The sequence below is a fragment of the Nonomuraea sp. MTCD27 genome (assembly GCF_041950495.1).
Classification (GTDB): Bacteria; Actinomycetota; Actinomycetes; order Streptosporangiales; family Streptosporangiaceae; genus Nonomuraea.
On record NZ_JBGNUW010000009.1, the window covers coordinates 314,762 to 332,674 of the forward strand.

The window sequence follows — 17,913 nt, forward strand, 5'->3', positions numbered from 1 at the left end:
GGCTAGACCCTTCCCAGGGCGAAGCCCTTGGCGATGTAGTTCCGTACGAACCAGATGACGATGGCGCCGGGGACGATGGTGAGGACGCCGGCCGCCGCCAGCAGCCCCCAGTCCACGCCCGCCGCGCTCACCGTTCGCGTCATCGTCGCGGCTATCGGCTTGGCGTCCACCGAGGTGATCGTCCGGGCGATCAGCAGCTCGACCCAGCTGAACATGAAGCAGAAGAACGCCGTCACGCCGATCGCGGAGCGGATCATCGGCAGGAAGATCTTGATGAAGAAGCGCGGCAGCGAATAGCCGTCTATCGCCGCGGTCTCGTCTATTTCCCGCGGAATTCCGGACATGAATCCTTCGAGGATCCAGACCGCGAGCGGGACGTTGAAGAGCATGTGCGCGATGGCCACGCCGAGGTGCGTGTCGAAGAGGCCGACGCTCTGGTAGATCTGGAAGAACGGCAGCAGGAACACCGCCGGTGGCGCCATGCGGTTGGTCAGCAGCCAGAAGAACAGATGCTTGTCCCCGGCGAACCGGAAGCGGGAGAACGCGTACGCCGCCGGCAGCGCCACGATCAGCGACATCACGGCGTTCAGCGAGGTGTAGACGATGGAGTTGAGATAGCTGGAATACCACACGGAGTCGGTGAAGAAGGTGGCGTAGTTGTCGAACGTCACGCGCTGCGGGATGAGCGAGAAGCTGCCGAGGATGTCCTCGTTCGGGCGGATCGACATGCCGAACATCCACAACAGCGGCAACATCAGCGTGGCGACGTAGAGCCAGAAGACCGTGCGCGCCCAGGGGAGCCGCCGGCCGGTGGTCCTGTCTCGCTTGACGGCCATCACCTCACCTCCCCGACCTGGTGAGCACGGTGAAGAAGACGTAGCAGAGGATCTGCACGATCAGGAAGTAGAGCAGCGAGAACGCCCCCGCCGGGCCCAGGTCGAACTGGCCGACCGCGATCTTGGAGAGCAGGATGCTGAGGAACGAGGTGGCGTTGCCGGGCCCGCCGCCGGTGACCACGAACGGCTCGGTGTAGATCATGAAGCTGTCCATGAACCTGAGCAGGATCGCGATCGTCAGCACCCCGCGCAGCCGGGGCAGCTGGATGTGCCGGAACGTGGCCCACGCCGAGGCGCCGTCGATCTGCGCGGCCTGGAAGTACGGCTCCGGGATCGAGCGCAGACCCGCGTACGCCAGCAGTGCCACCAGCGGCGTCCAGTGCCACACGTCCATGACCAGGACCGTGATCCAGGCGTCCGTCGAGTCCAGCGTGTAGTTGAAGTTGATCCCCAGCACGTTGTTGATCGTCCAGCCGCCCAGCCCGATGTCGCCGCGGGCGAAGATCTGCCAGATCGTGCCCACCACGTTCCACGGGATGAGCAGCGGCAGCGCGACCAGCACCAGCGCGACCGACACCCACAGGCCCCGGCGCGGCATGACCACGGCCAGCGCCACGCCCAGGGGGATCTCCAGCAGCAGCACCTGCCCCGAGAACAGCAGCGTGCGCACCAGCGCCGCGCGCACCTCCGGGTCCCGCGCGATCGACCGGAACCACTCCAGGCCGACGAAGACCCGGTCGTTGGGGCTGAAGACGTCCTGCACGGAGAAGTTGACCACGGTCATCAGCGGGATCACCGCGGTGAACGCCACCGACACGACCACCGGCAGGACCAGCCACCAGGCCCGGTTGTCCTTGCGTTTCAGCGCGGCGCGCGGCTCCTCCTCGGCGGTGGCCTCGGTGACGACCTCGCCGCTCACCTGGCTGCCCGCGACAGTGGCCTGGTCGGTCACGCCGGCCCCCTTCCGTTCAGGGGTGCGAGGGAACCGCACCTGACCTTGTCCCGGAACAGGAACGTGCGGTCGGCGGGGAAGTGCAGGAACTCGACCGCGCCGGGCTCGTGGGCGGAGCCCGCCTCGGTCTTGGCGATCACCTGGTGCTCGCCGACCACGGTGTGGACCAGGTCGTACGCACCCATCCGGTCCACCCCGACCACCTGGGCCGGCACCCCGGGAGAGGTGAGCGCGCCGGTGACCAGCACGAACTCGGGCCGCACCCCGATCCGGACCGGCCCCGGCGGCAGGGGCTCCAAGATCGCCCCCACATCCGCCTGCCCGATGCGCACGACGTCCCCGACGATCTCGGCGGGCAGCATGTTCATGCCGGGGGAGCCGATGAAGTGGCCGACGAACTCGTGCGCCGGCGACAGGAACAGCTCCGCCGGCTGCCCGGCCTGCACGATCTCGCCGTCGTTGAGCACGACCACCTCGTCGGCGAACGTCAGCGCCTCCGTCTGGTCGTGGGTGACGTAGATCAGCGTGTGGCCGGTGTCGCGGTGGATCTCCTTGAGCTTGCTGCGCAGCGTCCACTTGAGCGTGGGGTCCACCACGGTCAGCGGCTCGTCGAGGAGCACGGCGGCGACCTGGGAGCGGACGAGGCCGCGACCCAGGCTGACGATCTGCTGGCGGCCCGGGTCGAGCCGGCGTGACCTGCGGTTCAGGACGTGGTCGAGACCGAGGAGCTGCGAGACCTGGCGGACCCGCTGGTCGATCTCCGGCTTCGGGACCTTCCGGTTCCTGAGGGGGAAGGCGAGGTTGTCGTAGACCGACATCTCCTCGTACAGGACCGGGAACTGGAAGACCTGTGCGATGTTGCGGCCCGCGGTGGGCACGCCGGTGACGTCGCGGTCGTCGAGGAAGATCCGGCCCACCGTGGGTGTGATCAGGCCGGAGATGATGTTCAGCAGCGTCGTCTTGCCGCAGCCGCTGGGGCCCAGCAGCGCGTACGCCCTGGAGCCGCGCCACGTCCACGTCATCGGCTTGACCGCCCACGTCCGGCCGCCGTCGTAGCTGTGGCCCACGCCCTCCAGCCGGATGTCAGCCATGCAGGTCCACCTCCGCGGCGCTGGTGGCGAGCAGGCGGCCCGCGCGGTCGAAGACGAAGACGTGCGCGGGGTTCACGTACGCGACCGTGGGCTGGCCCGGGGTGAACAGCCGGGGGCCCGGCAGGTGGGCGACCAGGTGGCGGCCGCCTTCGAGGAGGAGGTGCAGGAACGTCGCGCTCCCGGTGACCTCGGCGAGCCTGATCTCGGCGGGCAGCTCCAGCGCGCCGGGGCCGTCGGGGGTGATCGACACCTGGTGGGGCCGCACGCCCAGCAGGACGTCCTGGCCGGACGCGTGCGCGCGGGGCGCGGGGAAGGAGGTGCCGAGCACCTCGATCCGCCCGTCGCGGACGACGCCGGGCAGCAGGTTGAGCGGCGGGTCGCTGAGCGTGGCGGCCACGGCCAGCGTCGGCGGGTGCGCGTACATGTCGGCGACGTCGCCGACGTGCTGGACCTTGCCCTCGCCCAGGACCACGGTGGGCGCGGCGAACGTCAGCGCCTCGCCGGGGTCGGCGGTGGAGTAGAGCACCACGCCGGAGGAGCCGGCGAACATGCTCTTCAGGTCGGCCCGCAACTGCTCGCGCAGCTTGAAGTCCAGGTTGGCCAGGGGCTCGTCGAGCAGCAGCACGTCCACGGGGCGGGCCAGGGCGCGGGCGATGGCGGTGCGCTGCTGCTGCCCGCCCGACAGCTCGGCGGGCCGGCGGTCGAGGAGCTCGGCGATGCCCATGAGCTCGGCCACCTCGCGCACCCGGCGGTCCACGCCGTCGCGGCGGAATCGCGGGTCGAGGCGGAGCGGGGAGGCGATGTTCTCGTAGACGGTCAGCGACGGATAATTGATGAATTGCTGATAGACGAAGGCGACCGAACGTTTTCGCACCGAAATTCCGGTGACGTCTTTTCCGTTGACCGTCACCCGGCCTGAGTCGGGCGTCAGCAAACCGGCGACGACCCGCATCAACGTCGTCTTTCCCGCCGTCATCGGGCCGATGAGGGTGGTCATTCCATCAGATAATTCCAGGCGGATGTCGTCGAGCCAGATCTCTCCGCGCTGTCGCACGGAGACGCCGTCGAGAATCACCGTCACTGTGCCCGGTCCTCTCTGCTTCCCTCCCTTCTAACATGATCTGAATGTGCCTGCAAAGAGGGTCGATGTGGCCTTTGTGCATGGTGTGACTGTTGTTTTCCCGTCCTGTCAAGGCGAAGAAAGCCGTGAACGGTGTGGGCTATCGCCCCGATGATTCGTGCCCTGGTCATGGCTGTTAGCGGGATAAAGGTCAGGAAGTAGCGATATAGGACAATTTCCTGCATCTGTGCTGGGTTCTGCCTGCGAGCGTTGGCCAACAAGCGTTGACATGCGGGGACCATCGCTCTAGTGTCAACAGGTGTTGGCCTACAAGCGTGGGCTTCCGAGGAGGAATCATGATCAGCACTGACGTGCTCGTCGTCGGCGCCGGCCCCGTGGGGCTGACCACCGCCATCGTCCTGACCCAGCTCGGCCACGGCGTCGTCGTCGTGGACGGGCAGGCCGAGGGCGCGAACACCTCCAGGGCCGCGGTCGTGCACTCGCGCACGCTGGAGCTGCTGGAGCCGTACGGGGTCACCCCCGCCCTGACCGCGCGCGGGGTGCACACGCCGCGCTTCACGATCCGCGACCGCGACCGGCTGCTGGTGCCGGTGCCCTTCGAGGGGCTGCCGACGCGCTACCCGTACACGCTGATGGTCTCCCAGGCGGACACCGAGGCGTTCCTGCTGGCCAGGCTCACGGAGCTGGGCGTCCGGGTGCTGCGGCCGGCGCTGGTGACCACGATCGCGCAGGACGCCTCCGGCGTCACCGCGACCCTGGCGGACGGGCGCACGCTGCGGGCCTCCTACCTGGTGGGGGCCGACGGGCTGCACAGCGTCGTACGCGAGCAGGCCGGGATCGGCTTCGGCGGCGGCACGTACGCCGAGTCGTTCACCCTGGCCGACGTCCGGCTGAGCGGCGGGGTGCCGCAGGACGAGGTCATCCTCTACTTCTCGCCCGACGGCCTGGTGGTCGTGGCGCCACTGCCCGACGGGCTGCACCGGATCGTGGCGACCGTGGACGAGGCCCCGCGCGAGCCCGACGCGGCGTTCGTGCAGCGGCTGCTCGACACGCGCGGGCCCCAGGCCGTGCCCGCCGTGGTCGAGGAGGTGGTGTGGGGGTCGCGCTTCCGCGTCCACCACCGGATCGCCGACACCTACCGGGACGGGCGGGTCCTGCTCGCCGGGGACGCCGCGCACGTGCACTCGCCCGCCGGCGGGCAGGGCATGAACCTGGGCGTCGAGGACGCCGTCAAGCTGGGCGAGGCGCTGGCCAAGGTGCTGGCGGGCGGCCCCGAGGACCAGCTCGACGGCTACGCCGCCGCCCGCCGGCCGGTGGCGGAGAAGGTCGTGGCGCTGGCCGGGCGGCTGACGGCGCTGGCCACGGCGAGCGCGGCCCTGCGGCCGGTGCGCAACCTGGTGCTGGGGCTCGCGGGCCGCGTCCCCGCCGTACGCCGCCGCCTGGCCTGGCAGCTCTCCGGCCTCGACCGCCGTCAACTCGGCAGCGGGACCCCGGGGCAGGAGCCCGGGCGGTGGCCGGTCTCGAAGTAGGCGACGACCTTGGTCAGGCAGGCCGGAGTCCTCAGGGCGGAGCCGTGCACGTCGTCATCGATCGTCACCACGTGCCCGCCGATGACCTTCTGCGTCTCCAGCGTCCACTCGTACGGCGACGGGCTCTCGTGCAGGTGCCCCGACATCACCAGCGACCCCCCGCTGTGCCGCAGCTTCGGGGCCTGGGCGGGCAGCGGCCACCCCGCGCACAGCGGGAAGAACGCGCTGGCCTCGCCGGTCACCGGATAGCGCTTCAGCCGCTGCTGGTAGGCGTTCCAGGCCGACTCGAACGTACGCGGCCCCAGATCCTCGTTGCAGAAGATGGACACGTTGGCCACCCGGTTCTGGCGCTCGGGCGCATCCGCGGGCTTCGGCGGCCGCTCATCGCCGAAGGCCCGCTTGAGCGCGGGCGGCGCCTCCGGCCCGGTGGCGTCCACCAGCTCCTTCAGCACCTCGGTCACGTCCGGCCAGGCCACGCTCGGCTGTCCGGCGGCCTCCGCGATCATCCGGCCGTCGATGGTGACGTCGATGTCGGTGAAGGTCAACGGGTCGGCGTCGTACTTCTCGCGCAGCCGCGTCAGCGCCGAGACCACCTCCTCCTCGGTCGAGCCGAACCCGTACGTGTCGTCGCGCCCGGCGATCCACGCGGCCATCCGCCGGAAGTCGCGGTCGGTGGCCATGGCGCGTACCTCGGTGAAGACGTCCATCCTGGGCACGGGCAGCGCCTGGCTGTCCAGCCACATGCGCCGCACCTTCCCGGGGAACAGGCTGCGGTAGACCGTCCCCAGCCAGGTGCCCCACGAGACGCCCAGGAAGCTGAGCCGCGGCTCGCCCAGCGCGGCGCGGATCCGGTCGAGGTCGCGGGCCACGTTCGCGGTCGTGAGCTGGCCGACGAAGCCGGGGTCCGACTTGCCGCACTCCTGGTTGCCCTTGACGGTCTCGGCGTAGACCCTCCTGGCCTCCTCCTCGGTGACGGGGCCCGGACCCGGCGGCCTCTGCGGGCCCACCGCGCACTTGACCTTGGTGCTGTAGCCGACTCCCCGCGGGTCGAACCCGATCAGGTCGTGGCGGTCGTTCAGCTTCGCGCCGCCCATGACGAGCTCGATGGGCATCAGGTAGCCGCTGCCGCCCGGCCCGCCGGGGTTGACCGCCAGGCTGCCCACCCGCCGCTTCCGGTCGGTGGCCTTGAGCCTGGTCAGGGCGATGGTGATCTGCTTGCCGCCCGGGTCCGCGTAGTTCTGGGGGACCTTGAGCGTGCCGCATTCCGTACGGCCGAACAGGCGCCGGAACTCGGGGAAGTCCTTCTCGGCGAGCCCGCTCCAGCGCAGCACGTCGTCGGAGTAGGCCGGGCAGTCCCGCCACGTGATCGCCGGTGGCGCGGGGACGGCCAGGGCGCCGAGCGCCACGGCGCCCGCGATGAGAGTGTGAAGGATCATGCCCTCAGGCTGACCGCGGGCCGGGCCGGTCACATCCCCCGGCAGTGGGAGCCCGTGGCTCTCCTTCAGGGGAGGATCGCGCTCAGGGGAGGCTCTCCTTCAGAGGGTGTCGCGTTCAGGGAAGGATCGAGTCCACGTAGCCGCCGTCCACCCGCACCGCCGCGCCCGTCGTCGCGGAGGCGAAGGGCGAGCTCAGGTAGACCACCATGTTCGCGATCTCCTCGGGCTCGATCAGCCGCTGGAGCAGCGACTGCGGGCGGTGCAGCCGCATGAACTCCCGCTGCGCCCGATCCCAGGGCAGGTCCCGGTCCACCAGCTGGTAGACGAACTCCTCCACGCCCCCGGTGTGCGTCGGCCCCGCGATCACGGAGTTGACCGTCACCCCGCCGCCCGCCGCCTCCTTGGCGAACCCACGGGAGACCGCCAGCAGCGCGGTCTTCGTCATGCCGTAGTGGATCATCTCCTGGGGGATGACGACGGCGGAGTCGCTCGCGATGTACTGGATCCGGCCCCAGCCGCGCTCGGTCATGGCGGGCAGGTAGGCCCGGGTGAGGCGGACCGCGGCCAGCACGTTGACCTCGAAGTAGCGCCGCCACTCGTCGTCGCCGATCTCCAGCGCCGGCTTGGCCCCGAAGATGCCCAGGTTGTTGACCAGGATGTCCACGTGGGGGAGCATGCTCACCACCCGCTCGCAGCCCTCGTCCGTCGAGACGTCGCCCGGCGCCGCGACCAGGTCGTAGCGCGGCAGCGCGCCGACGGTCCGCTCGGCCTCGATGCGCTCGTCGTCCATCCGCTCGATGGCCGCCGCGACCGAGCCCTCGCCGCGGCCGTTGATGCCCACCCGGGCCCCGGCCTGGGCCAGCCCGGTGGCGATGGCCGCCCCGATCCCCTGGGTCGAGCCGGTGACCAGCGCGGTCCTGCCACTGAGATCGATCCGCACGATGTCCCACCCCCTGCCGCCATTCTCCGCGATCACTCGACGGCGGCTCGCACCGGGGGTGTGATGCGTAGGCTGGGGGCGCGTGGAAGGGGCGTGGGTGCACCGGATCCTGTGGCTGGTCGTGGCGGTCGCCTTTGTGGTGGGCATGGTCATACCGGACGATCCGGAGACGGAGGAATGCCCGCCCCGCGACACCCGGGTGGCGGCCCCCTACGCGGTCACCGGCTACTGGGTCATGCCGCGGGCCGACAGGTGCGTCACGCAGCGGATGGTCGAGGCGATCCACACCATCGGCGGCGACACGCTGATCACGTTCGGGCCCCGGTTCGACACCCGGCCCGATCCCGACTTCGACGCCTGCCTCGTGGACGGCAGGCCGTGCGCCGAGGTGCCGGGCAAGCGGGTCCGCCAGGTCTACACGTACGCGACCAGCGAGGAGTTCGGGCCGGGCATGCTGCGCTGCCCCGGGCTCGACCGGCGGATCGAGAGCCGGGGGCGGATCTTCTACCGGCTGTCGCTGGCCGCCTCCTGCGCCGAAGCCGTGCACGACCTCGTGCTCGTCACCACCGACGGCGACGGGCTGGGGAACCTGATGCGGGAGGCGACCGCGTACGGCATGACGGTCTTCCCCGGGCTGCCCGCGGCGCCCCAGCGGGAGGGCAAGCCGTGGGAGCCCGACCACGCGCACACCGCGGCGCTCAACGCCTTCACGGCGCGGGTGCTGGCCGACTACCGGGAGCGGTTCACGGGGCTGTCGGCGTTCGGCGGGGTGTACCAGTCGTTCGAGCTGGCCGTGCGGGCGCGGGCGGACAAGGACCCGATCGTCTTGCTGTACGCGGCCCAGCACGCGGTCGTCGCCGCCGCGCTGCCCGGGAAGAAGATCGTGGTCAGCCCGTACATCGACGCGCGCAGGGGCCGCGGGTTCCCGCCGTCGCAGGTGGAGGAGGGCCTCGCGGACCTCGCCGGCACCCGGGCGGGGCTGCCGATGGCGATCGCCGTGCAGGACGGGCGGGGGACGGGCAAGGTCCCGGTGTACGGCGCGCACGAGGCCGCCGCGAAGGTGGCGCCCCGGCTGGTGCCGGTCGTGGGAGACGTGAGCAACGCGCAGGCCTACTACGGCTCCACCAGCGACTACGTCGAGGCGGCGGCCCGGCGCGTCCCGGAGGGCGTGGAGCTGTGGGTCAACGTGGAGGGCTTCGAACCCTCCCCGGCGACGGGCGAGTGCGGGCGGGTGGACCCGCTGCCGCTGCGCGGGCGGACCACGAAGAGCCGGCTCGACCAGCAGGTCATGGCGGCGGGGCGGCATGCCGTCAAGGTCATCTCTTACGGGTGGGACCCCTTCTTCACCTGCCAGGCCCGCTACGACACGCCGTCGCTCGCCGACGACATCGCGGCCGGGTGGCAGCAGCCGATCATCGTCGCCGCGTACCGGAAGGAGCTGAACGGGCGGCCCGGGATCCTCGTCGAGGGCCACAACCTGCACGGCGGCACGCTGCGCTTCGGCGACGTGGTGGTGAAGCAGGAATGGTACGGGCGGGAGCGGCTCGAGTCGGCCTGGGCCCCGTACGTGCCCTCGGGCGCCTGGACCGCCATCACGGCCACCAACGCGGCCGGCCACTCCAGCACGAGCGCTTACGTGATCCGCTAATCCCGCCCTCATCGGGACCCGCCCTCATCGGGACCGCGCTTGTCGCGAGCGGCGCTTGTCACGAGCGGCGCTTGTCACGGGCGGGCCGAAAGTGGGAGGCCAGGAGCGGCGACGTGCGGAGGACGGGGTCAGGGGTCGGGGGTCGGGGGTCAGGTGAGGGCGGCCACCAGGATGTCGGCCAGCAGGGCCGCCTGGGTGCCGTTCGGGTCGAGGTCGGGGTCGAGGATCGTCACCTCCAGCCCGGCGGCTCCCGGCAGGCCCGCCAGCCCGCGCAGCAGCCCGGTGAGCCGGCCGGCGTCGAGCCCGCCAGGAGTCGGGGAGTCCACGGCGGACAGCACGGACGGGTCGAGCACGTCCGCGTCCACGTGGATCCAGAACCCGTCGAGCTCATCCCGCACCAGCACCTCCCTGGCCCGGTCGAGGGGGATGTCGTTTCCGGGCACGTACGCCAGCCCGCTGTCGGCGATGTCCCGCAGGTCCTCCTCGTCCCGCACCCCGAGCACGATCACGTCCTCGTCCCTGACGTACGGCCGCAGCCCGCCGATGTCCGTCAGGTAGTCGTCACCCCGCCCGGTGACCAGAGCCAGATCCTCACCGGCCGCCGCGCCGACGTGCGGCGAGTTGCCCAGGTGCCGGAAGTCGGCATGCGCGTCCAGGTACGCCAGCCCGTACCGCCCCTCCTCGCGCAGGGCCAGGGCGGGCCCGAGCACGATCGAGCAGTCACCGCCCAGCAGGATCGGGAACCCGCCGTCCCGCCTGATCACGCTCACCCGGTCGGCCAGGGCACGGGCGTAGGCCGCGATGGCGGGCCCGTTGCGCACGCCGTCGCCCGGCTTCCAGGTGGTCACGTAGCGGGGCGGGACGAGCGCGCCCGCGTCGGTCGCGCCGAGACGCCCCACAAGTCCGGCGTTCCGCAGCGCCCAGGGGGCCTTGTAGCAGCCGGGGATCGTGCCGGGGGCCGGTGGGCGCAGGCCGAGGTTGGAGGGGGCGTCGAGGACCGTCAAGACTCTGTCAGGGGTTATTATGCTCATAGTCCTGACGGTAACAGGAGGGGTGCGGATGCGCCAGTTCGGTGAGACGGGGGTCGTGGCGATCGACCTGGCCAACGCGTGGGACGAATACCTGGACGACCCGGAGCGGCTCCCGGACGTGGCGGCGTTGCGACGCTTCTGCGCGGAACTGGACGTGCCGGGCGCACCCGGCGGCGATGAGCGAGAGTCGGTCACCCCAAGTGCGTCCGACGGCGGCCGGGACGGCGCGGGCTCGGCGGGCGGGTCGGGCGGTGGCCGGGGCGATGCGGGCTCGGCGGGTGCGTCGGGCGGTGGCCAGGGTGGTGCGGGTCCGGCGGGTGCGTCGGGCGGTGGCCAGGGTGGTGCGGGTCCGGCGGGTGCGTCGGGCGGTGGCCAGGGTGGTGCGGGTCCGGCGGGTGTGTCGGGGGGTGGCCGGGACGGTGCGGGTTCGGCGGGTGGGTCCGGCGGGGGCCGGGGCGAAGCGGGCGAAGCGGGCTCGGTGGAGGAGGCTGGTGGCGGTCGGCGGGAGGGGGGTGAGGCGGGGGAGCTCGAGGCCGTCCGGGGGGTGCGGGGGCGGCTCCGGGAGGTCCTGAGCGGCGCGGACGCGCAGGCGCGGACGCGGGCCCTGGCCCGCTGGGCGGCCGAGCTGCCGCTGCGCGCGACCGTGGTCGACTCGGACGGCACCCCGGTCCTGCGGCTCGCCGCCCCCGAGGGCGCCCCGCTGGGCGAGCGGCTCGCGGTGCGGGCGGTGACGGAACTGCTGGACCTCGCGGCGGCCGGCGACTGGGAACGGCTGCGCCTGTGCGCGGCCCGCCCGTGCCAGGACGCCTTCGTCGACCGGAGCCGCCCAGGCCGGCGCCAGTTCTGCTCGACCCGCTGCGCCAACCGCGCCCACGCCGCCGCCTCCCGCGCCCGCCACCGCTGAGCTGCTTATCTGAACTACTTCAGATAAGCTGGTGGCCATGGTGACGAAGAGCTTTCCGTACAGCGCGTTCCTCCGGGGACCCTCAGAGGTGCTGCCCACCCTGGACAATGCCGACGTCATCCTCGAACGCCGCGACGACGAGAACCTCATTCTGATGCGCGCGGAACGGTTCGAAGCGGGGGCGTCCAGCCTGCGCATCGCCGCCCGAGCGCTCGCCATCGTGGCTCGCCGCAACGGCGATCTCGCGGAGGAAGTGCTGGCAGAGGAGCTTCCCTGGCTCACCTGGCTGCCCGATGCGGAGCGGCATGAGTGCGTGCGTGAGCTCCTCAACCACCTGATCGCCGGTGCGGACACGGGAGAGCTGCTCCCGTTCGCGCGGGCGCTGACGTCGTGGCGATCGACCGCGGTGGTCTGGAGCGATCCCCGGCTCGCCCGCGAACTGCAGGGGCCCTTCCCCGGCGACGGCGGAGAGGTAACGCGCCCGAACGGCGACGTCTGATGTCAGGGCGTGGCGACGACGTGCCGCGGCCTCATCCATGGCGCGTCCGCTTCGCCGACAGGCGCGCGGCTGAGGGCTGGCGGCACCTTCTCGCCCAAGCGCCGGAGAACCTCGACCGGGCATGGGTGGCCATCACCGCGGACCCGCGACGGGTGGACTGCCGCCAGCACCCGCTCAAGGGTGCGCTCGGTGTGGTCAAGGTAGGCGGCCAATCGCTGGAACAGTGGCAGTACGAAGCCACGTCCGGCGGTCGGTTGTGGTACGCGATCGACGATGAGGAGCGCACCTTGTGGATCACGCGCGCCGGCGCCGGTCATCCGAAGCAGACCGACCAGCGGCGTGGCCGGTAGGGCGGCGCGGGTGAGACCGGGAATTGTCGGTGGGCCCGGTTAGCTTTCGATCATCCCCCCGATCGATGGAGGTTGGTCGATGTACCGACAGGGCGACATCCTGCTCGTGCCCGTTCCCGAGGAGTCCGCGCCCGGCGTGGCGCGTTCCGAGCCGAGGGATGCCCGTGGGCGGCTCGTGCTGGCGCACGGTGAGGCCACCGGGCACTGTCACGCCATCCCCGGTCCCGGCACGTTGGCCCGGGGCTTTCTGCACCTGCCCGAGGGCGGGCGGCTGGTGCATGAGGAGCATGAGGCGATCTCGTTGCCGAAGGGCTGGTATCGCGTGGTCCGGCAGCGTGAATACGTGCCCGGCTCCTACCGGGTGGTGGCCGACTGATGGCGACCTTGACGTGGGAGCGGGTCGCCCTCGCCACCGGGCCGGGGGAGGATGCCGAGGAGGCTGTGCGGCAGGCGTACCGGGAGGCGGGGCTGGCCGAGCCCGAGCTGGTCGTGGTGCTGCCGTCGCCCGCCGCCGGAGCCGAACTGGCGGCTCGCCTGGCCGGAGGTGCGGAGGCCGGTTCCGGGCAGGGAAGCGACGGTCCCGATGGGAGCGACGGTCCCGACGGGCAGGGGGGCGACGGTCCCGGCGGGGTGGGAAGTGCCGGTCCCGGGGTCGGGAGTGGTGGTCTCGGGCTGGGGGGCGGTGGGGCCGGGCGGTGTGTGCGGGATGAGTTGCGTACCAGGCCCTGGGAGCGGGCCAGGGCGGCGGCGTACGGCGAACTGGGGCCTGTCGGGTGGGCGGAGCTGTGGGCCGAGACGGGTGGGCGGCTCTGGCCGCAGGTCGATCGGCTCGTCGGTGACCTGCGGCGGGCGATCGCCGACCGGGGCGGCGAGAGCTTGCGGCAGGTGACCCTCGACGCCGTGCTCGGGCAGCACGACGCGCCCTGGCTCTCGGCGTTCGACGCGCTCGACGCGCCCGGGCCGGCGGCGCTGGGCGGGCTCGACGGGCTGGGCGGGCTTGACGGGCTTGACGGGCTCGACGCGCTCGACGCGCCCGGGTCGGCGGCGCTGGGCGGGCTCGATGGGCTCGATGGGCTTGACGGGCTCAAGCGGGTCGCCGAGCGCGCGGGGTGGTGGTGGCCGTACGAACGGGTCGCCATCGTCACGGAACGGCCCGTCGAGCTGCACCTCGACGACCAGGGGCGGTTGCACCGCGCGGACGGGCCGGCCATGGTCTACGCCGACGGGTTCGCCCTGCACGCCTGGCACGGCATGCCCGTCCCGGCCGGCTTCGGCGCCGCGATGACCGGGCTCACCCCCGAGCGCATCCGCTCCGAGGAGAACGCCGAGTTGCGCCGCGTCATGCTGGAGCACTTCGGGTTCGACCGCTACCTGGCCGAGTCGGGCGCGAAGCCGGTGCACTCCGACGAGACCGGCGTCCTGTGGCGGGTCGAGCTGGACGGCGATGAGCCGCTGGTCATGGTGGAGGTGGTCAACTCCACGCCCGAGCCCGACGGCACCCGCCGCACCTACTTCCTGCGGGTGCCGCCGTGGACCGAGCGCGCCCGCCAGGGGGTCGCGTGGACGTTCGGGGTCGCCGAGGACGCCTACCTCCCGCAGCGTGAGACCTGAGGTCACGGCGCCCCGGAAGGGCCGGGCGGTCATGGTCCGGTACGGCGGTTCGCTCGCCGAGGCTAGAAGGTGGTGGGGATGCGTTCGAGCACCCCGCCGGTGAAGACGTCGTAGAGACCGAGCGGCTCCAGGTGGACATACCCGATATGGCAGTCGCAGGCCGTGGCGGGGCACCCCCGGGGCCGCAGCGCGCCCCGGTACGAGCCGTCATACAGGTTGCCCAGCACCTCCGGCACGAAGTGGCAGCGGCGCACGGTGCCGTCGCCGTTCACCGAGATCACGCTGTCTCCCGTGCGGCAGGGCAGCCCCGCGCTGGCGTGCGAGAAGCGGCTGTGGTGGAAGAGCGGGTCGACGGCCGACCACTCGGCGGCCTCGGCGTCGGTGTAGAGGCGGCCCTCCTCGGCGTTGACCCACACGTACGTCTCGGGCGGCAGGTCGGCCCGGAGCCTCCTCGCGTACGGCAGGTGCGCCGGGTCGCCGACGATGCCGACGCTGTGGCGCACCGGGAGCGAGCGGACCTTGGCCAGGAACCGCTCGTACGGCACCTGCGTCGGGTGGTAGGTCACCCACAGCGCGGCCCGCTCCGATGCCTCCGACAACCACCCCGTACGGCAGCTCAGATTCGTCTGGATGGCGACCTTCGCGACGTTCGGCAGCCAGGACAGCTCCACGAGGGCCCGCCGGTACCAGGACCTGACCAGGCCCTCACCCCACGGCGTGAACAGCACCGAGACCTCGAACGCCTGCTCCGCGACCCACCCGGCGAACCGCTCCAGCGCGGCCCTGTCGGCGCGCAACTGCTCGGGCGTGTCCCGGCGCTTGGCGAACGGGCAGTAGGCGCAGTCGTAGTCGCAGCTGGCGAGGGGGCCCCGGTAGAGGATGGTCAGCATGCCTCGTACCCGTCCATGAGCCGCCGCACCTCGGGCGAGAACAGGGCGGGGCCGACCGCGTCCGAGTGGGCCAGGCCCTCCGGGGTGAGCGTGATCGTCTCGTCCGTGATCGTGAGCCAGTGGCCGAGCCCGTCCATGGAGAAGTCGTGCAGGACGTCGGTGCCGAACCGGTCCGTGTAGAGCCGCCGGGACATGCCCTCCGCCCGCAGCAGCGACTGGATGAGGTGCCGCCGCCTGCGCTCGTCCGGCGAGAGCGCGAAGCCCACGTTCGCCACGTCGAAGTCGGCCCTGGCCACGTAGTCGTCGATGATCGAGCGCACGTGCCGGGCGCCGACGGCGTACTCGAAGGAGTAGTGCAGGCCGCTCGTGTACGACCGTGCGCCGCAGCCCAGGCCCACCATGCCGTCGGTCTGGCAGCAGTAGTCCGCCTCCGCACCGGAACCGGGGAGCCGGAACATGCGCATGGACACCTGCTCGTACCCGGCCGCCAGCAAATGGTCGCGCCCGGCCCGGTAGAGCTCCAGGCGCTGGTCGTCCCATGCCCGCCCCTGCTTGCCCAGCCCGGTCAGCGGCCGGACGTAGAGCGGGTAGAGGTACAGCTCCTCCGGCCGCCACCCGAGTGCCGTGTCCAGCGAGTACCGCCACGACCGGGGCGTCTGCCCGTCGATGCCGTAGATCAGGTCGATGTTCAGCACCGGCACGCCCGACGCCCTGATCGCGTCCAGCGCCGCGTCCACCTCGGCGCGCTTCTGCGGGCGCACCGCCGAGCGGGCCTCCTCCGGCACGAAGCTCTGCACGCCGATGGAGATCCGCGACGTGCCGCGCTCGGCGAGCACGGACAGGCGGTCGGGCGTGGCGGTGGCGGGGGAGGTCTCCACCGACAGCGGGATCCGCGCCAGGTCCACGCCCATCGTCCGCTCCGTCAGGTCGAACAGCCGGTCCAGCTCGCGGGCGCTGAGGTACGTCGGCGTGCCCCCGCCGAAGGCCGCCGTGCCGAAGGAGGTCTCCTCCAGCGCGTCGCGTACCTGCCCGGCCTGGCGTTCGAGGGCGTCCAGGTAGGCCGTGACCAGCTCCTCCGGCGCGCCGGTGCGGGTGAACAGGTTGCAGAAGCCGCAGCGCATCTCGCAGAACGGGATGTGCACGTACAGCGCTCCCGGCCGTTCCCCGGCCCAGACCTCCTTGAGGTGCGGGCGCGGGTCGAGCGGCCGGTACGCGGTCTTGTGCGGGTAGGCGTAGACGTAACTCTCATACGGCCGCATGGTTCTCCAGGACGAAATGGGTGTAGGGGACCGTCCAGACCACCTCGTGGCCAGTGCGGTGGCCGACGTGCCCGTCCTCGCCGTACGCCGTGCCGTGGTCGGAGCACACGATCGCCAGGCAGGGCCGGCGGCGGCTCATGAGCGCGTAGAGCCGGCCGATGTGCTGGTCGACGTAGCGCAGGGCGGCGGCGTGGCTGTCCAGGGAGTCGCCGGTGGCGCCGGGCAGGTAGAAGTGGTTCGGCTGGTGCAGGGCCGAGACGTTGAGGAAGAGGAAGACCGGCCCGCGCGCGTCCCGCAGCACCTCGGCGGCGCGGTCGATCTGGCGCTCCAGCGAGGCGGGGTTCGTCACACCGAACTCCGGCTCCCAGTGGCTCTCGGCGAACAGGCCCGGCAGCGCCGACCCGAGCGGGGTGAGCTTGTTGAAGAACCCGACGCCGCCGACGCACACCGTGTGGTAGCCGGCCCGCGCCAGACCCGTGGGCAGGTCGGGAGCGTCGAACACCCACGTCCCCGCCGCCGTGCTCTCGCTCCCGGGGAACGTGGCCGCGAACAGCCGGGGATGCGGGCCGGGGGTGACCGGCGTGGGCAGGAAGCCGGCGAACATGGCGGCGTGGGCGGCGTACGTGAAGCTGCCCGGGCTGTGCCGCCGCTCCCAGCGCGCGCCGGGCGGCAGCAGGTTCGGCAACAGCCCCGCCCCGGCCTGGGCGGCGGCCACGTCGTAGCGCAGCGTGTCGAGCGTGACCAGGAGGACGTCGTGGCTGCCGATGATCGCGTTCATGTCGAGCCCGTCACCAGCGGCCATCGATGACCGCCTCGACCTGCTCGGCATAGGTGTCCCGCCCATGTCCTGAAAAATCCCCCAGCCCCGGCAGCAGGTCCCCGAACGCGTTGACCTCCGCCACCGCCACCGACCGCCAGTCCGCCCCGACCATCACGTCCACGCCCGTGCTCAGGCTGCCCGGGAAACACGCGGCCGCCCGGGCGCACACCTCCAGCACCCGCTCCCACAGCCCGGCCCGGCCGCGCACCGTCTCCAGGTCGCCGCGCGAGCCGCCGAGGTGCAGGTTCGTCATGGGGCTGCGGCTCGTACGTACGACGGCGTGCGTCGGAGCCCCGGCCACGGTCACCACCCGCAGGTCGAACACCCGCCCGCCGCTCGACGCCTTCGGGAACCACCGCTCCACGTGTAACCCGTCGGCCGCCAGGAAGTCCACCAGCCGCCGCGCCTCCGCCTCCTCCGTCACGGTCCTGACCCGCAGCGAGTTGCACAGCACCCCGCCGATCCAGGTGGCCGAGGTGACCGCCCGCACGCGGCCGGCGTGGGCCTGGAAGGCGATCACGCCGGAGGCCGAGGAGCCGTGGGCGGGTTTCACGAACACCCTGGCCCAGCCGCGCCGCGCCATCTCCTCGCGCAACTCCTCGTACGACCCGGCCTCGAACGCGCCCGGCACCGGCACCCCGGCCCCCGCCAGCACCGCATGGCAGCGCCGCTTGTCGAACATCACCCCGATCTCGCCCACGTCCCCCAGCAGCCGCACGCCGGGGATCGCCGCGACCCGCTCCAGCCCGGCGGTGAACGCCTTGTGCCAGGCGGCGCCCCCGCCCACCCGCGCCGGATCGCCCGGCCCGCGCAGCAGCTCGTCGGCCCGCGCGTCCTCCCCGGGGGAGTCGACGCGCAGCAGCGACCCCTCGGGCGCGCCGACCTCGCGCCCGGCCAGCACGTCCGGCCACGAGATCACGTACGGCTCCGCGAGCCCCCGCCCGACCACGGCGTCCCGGAACATGGTGACCCGCCGATCCCCGGGCGTCCCGACCACGCCGAACCGCACCGGCGTCCCCGACGTCGTCACCCGCCC

General features: G+C 72.1%; 18 protein-coding genes. 7 read left to right on the top strand and 11 right to left on the bottom strand.

The window, feature by feature from the left end; all coding sequences use genetic code 11:
• Nucleotides 1–2 precede the first annotated feature (2 nt).
• The 4 genes from ACBJ59_RS27215 to ACBJ59_RS27230 all read right to left on the bottom strand — a co-directional run bounded on the left by ACBJ59_RS27215 (nt 3) and on the right by ACBJ59_RS27230 (nt 3,960).
• Nucleotides 3–755, bottom strand: coding sequence for a carbohydrate ABC transporter permease (locus tag ACBJ59_RS27215; RefSeq protein ID WP_364120866.1), 753 nt, complete (start codon nt 753–755; stop codon nt 3–5).
• Between the two features lie 85 nt (nt 756–840).
• Nucleotides 841–1,788 (bottom strand): carbohydrate ABC transporter permease, encoded by a 948-nt coding sequence (locus ACBJ59_RS27220; RefSeq protein ID WP_375113082.1) that lies wholly within the window; start codon nt 1,786–1,788, stop codon nt 841–843.
• The gene (locus ACBJ59_RS27225) at nt 1,785–2,879 is read right to left on the bottom strand and encodes an ABC transporter ATP-binding protein (RefSeq protein ID WP_375113083.1); all 1,095 of its coding nucleotides are present in this window, start codon (nt 2,877–2,879) and stop codon (nt 1,785–1,787) included. The genes ACBJ59_RS27220 and ACBJ59_RS27225 overlap by 4 nt, the downstream gene beginning before the upstream one ends.
• Nucleotides 2,872–3,960 (bottom strand): ABC transporter ATP-binding protein, encoded by a 1,089-nt coding sequence (locus ACBJ59_RS27230; RefSeq protein ID WP_375113084.1) that lies wholly within the window; start codon nt 3,958–3,960, stop codon nt 2,872–2,874. Before ACBJ59_RS27230 ends, ACBJ59_RS27225 begins: the two co-directional genes overlap by 8 nt.
• A 335-nt stretch (nt 3,961–4,295) precedes the next feature.
• On the opposite strand from ACBJ59_RS27230, the gene ACBJ59_RS27235 reads away from it, so the two are divergent.
• Entirely contained in the window at nt 4,296–5,489 is a 1,194-nt protein-coding gene (locus tag ACBJ59_RS27235) for an FAD-dependent oxidoreductase (protein WP_375113085.1), read from the top strand.
• On the opposite strand, the gene ACBJ59_RS27240 is transcribed toward ACBJ59_RS27235, so the two are convergent.
• Nucleotides 5,432–6,925: an alpha/beta fold hydrolase gene (locus ACBJ59_RS27240; protein WP_375113086.1), complete on the bottom strand. Its 1,494-nt coding sequence runs from the start codon at nt 6,923–6,925 to the stop codon at nt 5,432–5,434. The genes ACBJ59_RS27235 and ACBJ59_RS27240 overlap by 58 nt on opposite strands.
• A 115-nt stretch (nt 6,926–7,040) precedes the next feature.
• Nucleotides 7,041–7,865, bottom strand: a complete 825-nt coding sequence (locus tag ACBJ59_RS27245) for an SDR family NAD(P)-dependent oxidoreductase (RefSeq protein ID WP_375113087.1) — start codon at nt 7,863–7,865, stop codon at nt 7,041–7,043.
• A gap of 82 nt (nt 7,866–7,947) precedes the next feature.
• Between ACBJ59_RS27245 and ACBJ59_RS27250 the strand changes: the two genes are divergently transcribed.
• The gene (locus tag ACBJ59_RS27250) at nt 7,948–9,513 is read left to right on the top strand and encodes a hypothetical protein (protein ID WP_375113088.1); all 1,566 of its coding nucleotides are present in this window, start codon (nt 7,948–7,950) and stop codon (nt 9,511–9,513) included.
• Between the two features lie 149 nt (nt 9,514–9,662).
• Here ACBJ59_RS27250 and ACBJ59_RS27255 read toward each other — a convergent pair whose 3' ends face one another.
• Nucleotides 9,663–10,544: an arginase family protein gene (locus ACBJ59_RS27255; RefSeq protein ID WP_375113089.1), complete on the bottom strand. Its 882-nt coding sequence runs from the start codon at nt 10,542–10,544 to the stop codon at nt 9,663–9,665.
• A gap of 28 nt (nt 10,545–10,572) precedes the next feature.
• Between ACBJ59_RS27255 and ACBJ59_RS27260 the strand changes: the two genes are divergently transcribed.
• The 5 genes from ACBJ59_RS27260 (at nt 10,573) to ACBJ59_RS27280 (ending at nt 13,908) form a co-directional block, all read left to right on the top strand.
• Nucleotides 10,573–11,448 (top strand): CGNR zinc finger domain-containing protein, encoded by an 876-nt coding sequence (locus ACBJ59_RS27260; protein WP_375113090.1) that lies wholly within the window; start codon nt 10,573–10,575, stop codon nt 11,446–11,448.
• A gap of 37 nt (nt 11,449–11,485) precedes the next feature.
• Nucleotides 11,486–11,947 carry a hypothetical protein gene (locus tag ACBJ59_RS27265; RefSeq protein ID WP_375113091.1) on the top strand — a complete coding sequence of 154 codons (462 nt, stop codon included), beginning with the start codon at nt 11,486–11,488 and terminating at the stop codon, nt 11,945–11,947.
• 125 nt (nt 11,948–12,072) lie between these two features.
• Nucleotides 12,073–12,297: a hypothetical protein gene (locus tag ACBJ59_RS27270; protein ID WP_375113092.1), complete on the top strand. Its 225-nt coding sequence runs from the start codon at nt 12,073–12,075 to the stop codon at nt 12,295–12,297.
• A 79-nt stretch (nt 12,298–12,376) separates the two neighbouring features.
• Nucleotides 12,377–12,673 carry a hypothetical protein gene (locus ACBJ59_RS27275; protein ID WP_375113093.1) on the top strand — a complete coding sequence of 99 codons (297 nt, stop codon included), beginning with the start codon at nt 12,377–12,379 and terminating at the stop codon, nt 12,671–12,673.
• Nucleotides 12,673–13,908, top strand: a complete 1,236-nt coding sequence (locus ACBJ59_RS27280) for a DUF6745 domain-containing protein (RefSeq protein ID WP_375113094.1) — start codon at nt 12,673–12,675, stop codon at nt 13,906–13,908. The genes ACBJ59_RS27275 and ACBJ59_RS27280 overlap by 1 nt, the downstream gene beginning before the upstream one ends.
• A gap of 62 nt (nt 13,909–13,970) precedes the next feature.
• Here the strand turns inward: ACBJ59_RS27280 and ACBJ59_RS27285 are convergent, their stop codons facing one another.
• Genes ACBJ59_RS27285 through ACBJ59_RS27300 form a run of 4 tightly spaced genes read right to left on the bottom strand, consistent with a single transcriptional unit; the run spans nt 13,971 to nt 17,907 of the window.
• Nucleotides 13,971–14,798 (bottom strand): STM4011 family radical SAM protein, encoded by an 828-nt coding sequence (locus tag ACBJ59_RS27285; RefSeq protein WP_375113095.1) that lies wholly within the window; start codon nt 14,796–14,798, stop codon nt 13,971–13,973.
• A complete protein-coding gene (locus tag ACBJ59_RS27290) occupies nt 14,792–16,057 on the bottom strand; it encodes an STM4012 family radical SAM protein (RefSeq protein WP_375113096.1) in 1,266 nt (421 codons plus the stop codon). Before ACBJ59_RS27290 ends, ACBJ59_RS27285 begins: the two co-directional genes overlap by 7 nt.
• Entirely contained in the window at nt 16,044–16,859 is an 816-nt protein-coding gene (locus tag ACBJ59_RS27295; RefSeq protein WP_375113097.1) for an STM4013/SEN3800 family hydrolase, read from the bottom strand. The genes ACBJ59_RS27290 and ACBJ59_RS27295 overlap by 14 nt, the downstream gene beginning before the upstream one ends.
• Entirely contained in the window at nt 16,846–17,907 is a 1,062-nt protein-coding gene (locus ACBJ59_RS27300; protein ID WP_375113098.1) for an STM4014 family protein, read from the bottom strand. The genes ACBJ59_RS27295 and ACBJ59_RS27300 overlap by 14 nt, the downstream gene beginning before the upstream one ends.
• Between the last annotated feature and the right edge of the window lie 6 nt (nt 17,908–17,913).

Bases quoted from the DNA above. Each gene is read 5' to 3' on its own strand.
- ACBJ59_RS27280 (WP_375113094.1), top strand. From the start codon at position 12,673: ATGGCGACCTTGACGTGGGAGCGGGTCGCCCTCGCCACCGGGCCGGGG.
- ACBJ59_RS27295 (WP_375113097.1), bottom strand. From the start codon at position 16,859: ATGGCCGCTGGTGACGGGCTCGACATGAACGCGATCATCGGCAGCCAC.
- ACBJ59_RS27235 (WP_375113085.1), top strand. From the start codon at position 4,296: ATGATCAGCACTGACGTGCTCGTCGTCGGCGCCGGCCCCGTGGGGCTG.
- ACBJ59_RS27260 (WP_375113090.1), top strand. From the start codon at position 10,573: ATGCGCCAGTTCGGTGAGACGGGGGTCGTGGCGATCGACCTGGCCAAC.
- ACBJ59_RS27290 (WP_375113096.1), bottom strand. From the start codon at position 16,057: ATGCGGCCGTATGAGAGTTACGTCTACGCCTACCCGCACAAGACCGCG.
- ACBJ59_RS27285 (WP_375113095.1), bottom strand. From the start codon at position 14,798: ATGCTGACCATCCTCTACCGGGGCCCCCTCGCCAGCTGCGACTACGAC.
- ACBJ59_RS27265 (WP_375113091.1), top strand. From the start codon at position 11,486: ATGGTGACGAAGAGCTTTCCGTACAGCGCGTTCCTCCGGGGACCCTCA.
- ACBJ59_RS27215 (WP_364120866.1), bottom strand. From the start codon at position 755: ATGTTGCCGCTGTTGTGGATGTTCGGCATGTCGATCCGCCCGAACGAG.
- ACBJ59_RS27240 (WP_375113086.1), bottom strand. From the start codon at position 6,925: ATGATCCTTCACACTCTCATCGCGGGCGCCGTGGCGCTCGGCGCCCTG.
- ACBJ59_RS27255 (WP_375113089.1), bottom strand. From the start codon at position 10,544: ATGAGCATAATAACCCCTGACAGAGTCTTGACGGTCCTCGACGCCCCC.
- ACBJ59_RS27225 (WP_375113083.1), bottom strand. From the start codon at position 2,879: ATGGCTGACATCCGGCTGGAGGGCGTGGGCCACAGCTACGACGGCGGC.
- ACBJ59_RS27275 (WP_375113093.1), top strand. From the start codon at position 12,377: ATGTACCGACAGGGCGACATCCTGCTCGTGCCCGTTCCCGAGGAGTCC.